Origin of the sequence: Actinocrinis sp. (genome assembly GCF_035653575.1) — a bacterium.
Taxonomy (GTDB): Bacteria; Actinomycetota; Actinomycetes; order Streptomycetales; family Catenulisporaceae; genus Actinocrinis.
In genome coordinates this window covers 1-5,723 of the sequence record NZ_DASRBQ010000102.1, presented here as the reverse complement: position 1 = coordinate 5,723, position 5,723 = coordinate 1, and the positions used below count along the sequence as shown (strand labels likewise).

Here is a 5,723-nt window from a genome sequence, read left to right as displayed (position 1 = left end):
ACGGCTCGAACTGGGCGATACCCTCGGCGCCGGTCGGGGACAGCGATCTGGGATCGAACCCAGATTCCTGGTTGATCTGCGCGGCCAGCAGCGCAGGAGTGACCTGCGGACAGGTGCGGCCCGCGTCGATGATGATCGCGGCGTAGGCGGTCGGCACGGTGCCGGGCCGAAGACCGCCGCCGGTAGCGCCCCCGCTGGCTGTGGTGTTGGCCTCGGCGTGCTGGTAGGCGACCAGGACGGCTATCACGCCCGCGCCGAGCAGCAGGGTGCGCGGCTTCACGGCGCACCCCCACTCGCCGTGTGCACCGCGGCCAAGCCGAGCACACCGGGCACATCTAGCGGCCTGCGGGCCTGCTTCTGCCAGCGGTCGACCACCTCGCCGGGCCCGGTCCAGTACGGGTTCGCGCGCCAGCCGGGCGCCAGGTAGTCCGCCAGTGCGTCCAGTGCCGAACTCGGGTCGCGCAGCGGCCCGCCGTCGGCGTTCACGGCGTGATGGACCGCAGCGCGCAGGCTCAGCTCCGGGTGTTCGTCGATCATCTTCTGCGCGTAGCGGCCAGCGGTCAGCAGTACGTCGGCGACGCGCACCGCGTCTGCGGCCGGCGGGAGCGCGGCTGACGCGGGCAGGCGCGTCGTCGCGGTGGGCGTGGACACGGGCGATCAGCTCCTCAGCATGCTGAGACAACCGGCCCGCGCAGCGGTGTGCCGTGCGGGCCGGTCTGTCAGAAAGAAGGGGTTGGTGACCGGTGCGCGGCCCCGAAAGGCGGTCGCGGGCCGCGCACCAGAGATAAGTCAGGCCCCGTCGTTTCCCGGCGGGACCTGGATGCGGATCTCGATGTAGCGGCGGCGCAGCGGGGAATCCCCGCGGCGCGGCAGATAGTCGTCGGACTCGTCGACCACGGTGAACGCCGCGCGCAGCACAGCGGTGACCTGGTCGTTCTCCTCGGGCAGCCCCCACAGGCGGATCTTCACGCGCGGCTCCTCTTCCTGCGGCCGAGCTCGCGCTCGGGCTCCGGCTGTGTGCCGACCAGGTTCGGGTGGCGGGCGCGCAGGTAACGGCACACCGCGGCGTGCTCGGCCTGCGCCTGCTCGTACGGGCCGCGGTCCAGCGCGACGTTCGGGAAACCGGGCGTGCGGATCAGTGCGCTGCCGGTGTCCAGCACGGTGCCCTGTGCGGCGATCGCCACGCAGTCGGCGTCCGCGTCGGACAAGACCCCGGTGCGCTGCCAGCCGGCTTGGCGCGCGAGCGCGGACTCCAGTTCCGCGTTCGCCGCGCGGATCCGCTCGCGGGCCCGGTCGACCGGCCGCTGGAAGTACGCCTCGATGTGCCGCAGCGCCACCGCCTCGTCCGGATCGGCAGCGGCCAGCACTGGGAACAGAGCGTCGTCGTCGCTCGTGTGCTCGGGCACGGTCACCACCGCCCCCAGGTCGCGTCCTGCGGGTCGGCGGGCACGAAGTCGCTCGGCCGCGCTCCGGACCCGGGCAGCTGCTCAGGCGCGAGGGCGTCGCGCAGCCAGCCGAGCGGGTTAGCCATCCCCGCCGCGTCGGCGGCCAACGTCGCCTGCGCGGCGCGCAGCAGGTCGCCGTACGCCTGGCGCAGCAGCGCTGCCTCGTCGCCCGCTCCCCCGCCGCGGGAACGATCCGGGGTGCCGACCAGCGTGATTGTCGCGCTGCTCACCGCCCACCTCCGTACTCTCCGGCGCGCCGGATGCGCAGCGCTTCGAGCACGGTGTGCCACTCGTGCGCGTCCAGCAGCCCGGCGAGGTCGCTCAGATCCACGCTGACGAACGTGGTGCCTGCCAGGCTCGCCGCCGCGCGCAGGAGCAGCAGTTCACGGCTCGACCAGCCGCCGGTGCTCAGGATTGCGTCGAAGTCGATATAGAACTCCTCGACGTAGTCCCAGATGCGCGGCTCGTTCGTGCCGAACAGCGTCAGGATCCACGCCGCGGCGCACCACGGGCCTTCGACCAGCGCTTCGGGCTGCCCCGCGAGGTGCTGCGGCAGGCGCGCCGCCAGTGCATGCGGGGTGAATCGGACCGGCAGCGCGCCGGTGTCAGTGCTCATCGTCGTCGTCGCGGGCACGGTTCTCGGTCTCCTCTCCGGCGCTCGGACCGGTGATCGGGGCTGTCGTGGCAGTACGGTGGATCGGCTCGGGACACGACAGCGTGCCGCGTCCGCCCGGGGCCACCACCGAGCCCCAGTCCTCACAGGTAGCGCACTTGAACTTCGCGTAGGGCGTATCGCTCACCGCTGCACCACCGGGCGGTCAAGGTGCCGGTGCGGGACGCGAACGGCCGCACCGGCCGCGCGCAGGCACTCGCCGATCGCCTCGGCGATGGCGACCGACCGGTGCCGGCCGCCCATGCACAGGGTGTGCACACGTACCGCGCGGTCGGCGCGCACCGCGGCCAGGGACTGGGTGACGGCGTCGCGCACGATCTGCTGCGCCCCGGGCGTGGCCAGAACGTGCTCGCGCACCGCCGCGTCCAACCCAGTCAGCTGCCGCATCGCGGGGTCCTGATGCGGGTTGCGCAACGCGGTGCGCAGGTCGATGTGCACATCTGGGGGCAGCGGCGGCGGGTCGCCATGCAGCTCGCCGTAACTGACGATCTCGATCTCGGTCGGGGTCTGGGACACGTACGCGCCTCCGGGCAAGAAGAGGCCCGGCCGAGACAGTCTCGGCCGGGCTGGGCAGCAACGTGGTTGGTGTGTGGACATCAGGTGCCAGCGCGGCGCGCGGCGATCTGGTGCACTGCTGGTGCGGCTGGCGGATAGGTGAGCGTGCGTACCGCGGTGACGCGACGCAGCGCGGGAGTCACCGCGTGGGCCGGCGCCTTGGCGACAGCGCGACGCCGCGCCCGCACTTCCGCGGCACGGGCCGTGATGTGTTCGGCGGCGGCCACGTCGAAAGTCAGGTGCTGCCCGGAGCCGGCACAACGATCCGTGTTGCCGCGGGTGACCTTGTTGCCGTCGACGGCGTGAACCTGCACCAGACCGCCGCGCGCCATCTGCCAGGTACGACAGTGCACGCACACCAGCGCGGCGTTACGGGCGCCGAGCAACTCAACCTCTAGGACTGGCAAGGAGCTGATACAAATGGTTTGGCGGCCATTGGACTTCATTGCGGGCACACCACCTTCCCGGCGGCACATTCGAATTGGCTGGGCTGATACGCGGAGCTCGTGTTCCCCGCCGCCCACAGGTCCCTTTGGGGCAGGGCTCCGTGGGCGTCCGGGCAGCACGAGCGCTGCTGCCGCGCAAGGGGACTGGGCGAACCATCCCGGGGCCTTGAACCTGCGGCCACTCACGCCGACCGCTGCCTACCGGAAATCCCCAAGCGGGCTATGAAGTTGATGTAGGCCTTGACGGCCTTGGCCCGTTCCCCGCCCAGGTGGCGGAGCCCGGACCAGGACCAGCAAGTCCCGGACGCGCTAAGCAGCAGACCCGGTCATCACCGGCAAGCCGCTCAGGGAAGGCTTCGGTGACATACGCGGTGAGATTTCTTCACCGCTGCCTTCCGCTGTCGTCACGGGATACAAGCGGCTCCCGGTGCTCTCCGGTGACATCCGAACCGTCTCGTTTTGCGCGGCCTCTCCCGCCGATAGCTCCGGCAGCACCGCAGCGAGGCCAGCCGCCAGTCGCGGGTCGGCACGCACCGCCGCACGGATCATCCGCACCCCCACCGCGAAGATCTGCGGAGCACGGCCATGGATTGTCGTCTTCGCCACCTGCACCGACACCGGATGCCGATCCGAAAGGATCTCCGCACCCGTGATCCGTGCCAGAGGGACATACCGACCAGGTGCAACCGCCTGAGAACGCTGAACTGCCATTGACGGGACTCCTTGAAAGAGAGGAACCTCACCGCCTCACTAGTGAGGCATGGAGGAACCGTAGCACGTGTCTCCGACGGTCCGCAATACCCCACTAGTGAGGCTGGCTAGGATGGTGCAATGAGCATCGATCCGACCGACCCCCGGTCCCCGTCCAAGCAGATCGCGGCCGCCCTAAGAGCCCATATCGAAGACGGCAGCCTCGCGCCTGGGAGCAGATTGCCATCTGAGCGTGAGCTCGCTGACGAGTACGCGGTCGCGCCTCAGACTGCTCGCGAGGCGGTGAAGATCCTCAAGAACGAGGGTCTGGTGCTCGGGCAGACCGGCAAAGGCGTCTTCGTTCGCAAGACGCCACCACTCATCCGCATGGGCGTCGACCGCTTCTCCCGTGCGAAGCGTGCAGCCGGGCTGGCGGCCCAGAAATCCGAGGCAGTGGCTCTCGGGCTCACCTCTCGGCAGGAGGTGCTCGAACTTGCCGAGGTGCCAGCGCCGGACTGGGTCGCCAAGTGGTACGGAATAGAGCCAGGTGCGCCAGTCTTCAAGCGCAGCCGGCGCGAGTGGATAAACGAGGAGCCGAACCAGATCGCGGACTCCTACTACCGCCCCGAGATCGTTGAGGGCACTGCGATCAAGGAGCAGAGCACTGGTCCTGGGGGCAGCTACGCGCGACTCGAGGAGCGCGGCCATCTGTTGACTAAGTTCCACGAGGAGATCCGCGCCCGCATGCCCAACCCGGACGAAGTGCGGATGCTTCGCCTGCCGCCAGGCACGCCGGTGGCGACCGTGCTGCGCGTCGCTATGACTGCCGATGGCCCGATCGAGGTCTTCAGCTCGGTCATGAACGCCGCCAGCGCGGTCTTCGTCTACGACTTCGACGCTCCCGAATAGAGGCTCAAGACATGGCAGACACCTACCGCCACTCGGTCAGCGTCGCCGGCGTCACCGTCCGAGATGACGGCCGCATCTTGGTCATCAAGCGCCGAGACAACGGGCAGTGGCAGGCGCCGGGCGGCATCCTCGAAGCCCACGAGCAGATCGAGGCCGGCCTGCGCCGCGAAGTCCAAGAGGAAACCGGCGTCGACGTCGAGCCCGAACAACTGACAGGTGTCTACAAGCACATGAAGCTCGGCGTCGTAGCCTTGGTCTTCCGTTGCCGCGCCGTCGGCGGCACGCCGAAAGAATCCGCAGAGTCGGTCGCGGTCGAATGGCTCACTCCCACCGAGGTAGCGGAGCAGATGACCGAAGCGTTCGCGATCCGCGTCCAGGACGCGCTGGACGGACCGTGGCCTCACGTCCGGGCTCACGATGGTGTTCGTCTCGTTTCCTACGAGGAGGGAGCCTAAATGCAGGTCGCTTTTGCCACCGAGCCAGGTTCTGAGGATCGCCCGAATGAGGATGTGGTTCTCGCGACACCGCGACTTGTGGTAGTAGCGGATGGAGCCAGTGCGCCGGCCGGACTCGACACGGGATGCATTCACGGGACTGCCTGGTACGTCAATCAGCTCGCCGCGCAGATCGCCACAGGTGAGGCGTCCGCGCCCGAATCGAGCCTCACCACCGTTCTGGCCGGAGCGCTGGCTTCGGTCGCGAGGTCGCACGCGAACACATGCGACCTTAACGCGGACGGAACGCCGTCGGCGTCGGTCGGCGTCCTTCGGGCCACCTCGGCGACTGTTGACTACCTCGTCTTGTCAGACGTGACACTCGTTTTCGACCTGCCGTCAGGAACGGAAGTGATCTGCGATGACCGCATCGCAGCGCTGTTCGACGACTTGCGACAGGCAGTCTGGGCTGCACCAGAGGGCAGCGCCGAGCGCGACGCTCGGCTCCGCGAACTCGTCTCGACACAGCGCAAGCTCCGCAATGTTGAGGGCGGCCACTGGCTCGCCGGCG

The 5,723-nt window shown here is 69.2% G+C and carries 12 protein-coding genes and 1 pseudogene; 3 read left to right on the top strand and 10 right to left on the bottom strand.

Annotation, left to right across the window (positions count from 1 at the left end; translation table 11 throughout):
• From VFA06_RS14430 to VFA06_RS14385, 10 genes are all read right to left on the bottom strand, one after another.
• Positions 1-280, bottom strand: a 280-nt coding sequence (locus VFA06_RS14430; RefSeq protein WP_324841063.1) for a transglycosylase SLT domain-containing protein, incomplete at its 3' end; no start/stop codon positions are given.
• Positions 277-651: a hypothetical protein gene (locus tag VFA06_RS14425; RefSeq protein WP_324841062.1), complete on the bottom strand. Its 375-nt coding sequence runs from the start codon at positions 649-651 to the stop codon at positions 277-279. The genes VFA06_RS14425 and VFA06_RS14430, both read right to left, overlap by 4 nt.
• Positions 652-789: 138 nt before the next feature.
• On the bottom strand, positions 790-969 hold the full coding sequence (locus VFA06_RS14420) for a hypothetical protein (protein ID WP_324841061.1): 180 nt from the start codon (positions 967-969) through the stop codon (positions 790-792).
• A complete protein-coding gene (locus VFA06_RS14415) occupies positions 966-1,406 on the bottom strand; it encodes a hypothetical protein (protein ID WP_324841060.1) in 441 nt (146 codons plus the stop codon). Before VFA06_RS14415 ends, VFA06_RS14420 begins: the two co-directional genes overlap by 4 nt.
• A gap of 2 nt (positions 1,407-1,408) precedes the next feature.
• Positions 1,409-1,675: a hypothetical protein gene (locus VFA06_RS14410; RefSeq protein ID WP_324841059.1), complete on the bottom strand. Its 267-nt coding sequence runs from the start codon at positions 1,673-1,675 to the stop codon at positions 1,409-1,411.
• Complete coding sequence (locus VFA06_RS14405) at positions 1,672-2,079, bottom strand: hypothetical protein (RefSeq protein ID WP_324841058.1); 408 nt, start codon at positions 2,077-2,079, stop codon at positions 1,672-1,674. The genes VFA06_RS14410 and VFA06_RS14405 overlap by 4 nt, the downstream gene beginning before the upstream one ends.
• Positions 2,051-2,245, bottom strand: a complete 195-nt coding sequence (locus VFA06_RS14400) for a hypothetical protein (protein ID WP_324841057.1) — start codon at positions 2,243-2,245, stop codon at positions 2,051-2,053. Before VFA06_RS14400 ends, VFA06_RS14405 begins: the two co-directional genes overlap by 29 nt.
• A complete protein-coding gene (locus VFA06_RS14395) occupies positions 2,242-2,634 on the bottom strand; it encodes a RapZ C-terminal domain-containing protein (RefSeq protein WP_324841056.1) in 393 nt (130 codons plus the stop codon). The genes VFA06_RS14400 and VFA06_RS14395 overlap by 4 nt, the downstream gene beginning before the upstream one ends.
• Before the next feature lie 80 nt (positions 2,635-2,714).
• The gene (locus VFA06_RS14390; RefSeq protein WP_324841055.1) at positions 2,715-3,128 is read right to left on the bottom strand and encodes a hypothetical protein; all 414 of its coding nucleotides are present in this window, start codon (positions 3,126-3,128) and stop codon (positions 2,715-2,717) included.
• A gap of 300 nt (positions 3,129-3,428) precedes the next feature.
• A complete protein-coding gene (locus VFA06_RS14385) occupies positions 3,429-3,830 on the bottom strand; it encodes a hypothetical protein (RefSeq protein WP_324841054.1) in 402 nt (133 codons plus the stop codon).
• 120 nt (positions 3,831-3,950) lie between these two features.
• Between VFA06_RS14385 and VFA06_RS14380 the strand changes: the two genes are divergently transcribed.
• The 3 genes and pseudogenes from VFA06_RS14380 to VFA06_RS14370 all read left to right on the top strand — a co-directional run.
• Positions 3,951-4,718, top strand: coding sequence for a GntR family transcriptional regulator (locus tag VFA06_RS14380; RefSeq protein WP_324841053.1), 768 nt, complete (start codon positions 3,951-3,953; stop codon positions 4,716-4,718).
• 11 nt (positions 4,719-4,729) lie between these two features.
• Positions 4,730-5,173, top strand: a complete 444-nt coding sequence (locus tag VFA06_RS14375; protein ID WP_324841052.1) for an NUDIX hydrolase — start codon at positions 4,730-4,732, stop codon at positions 5,171-5,173.
• Positions 5,174-5,723 (top strand): annotated as a pseudogene (locus tag VFA06_RS14370) (hypothetical protein); the annotation flags it as partial.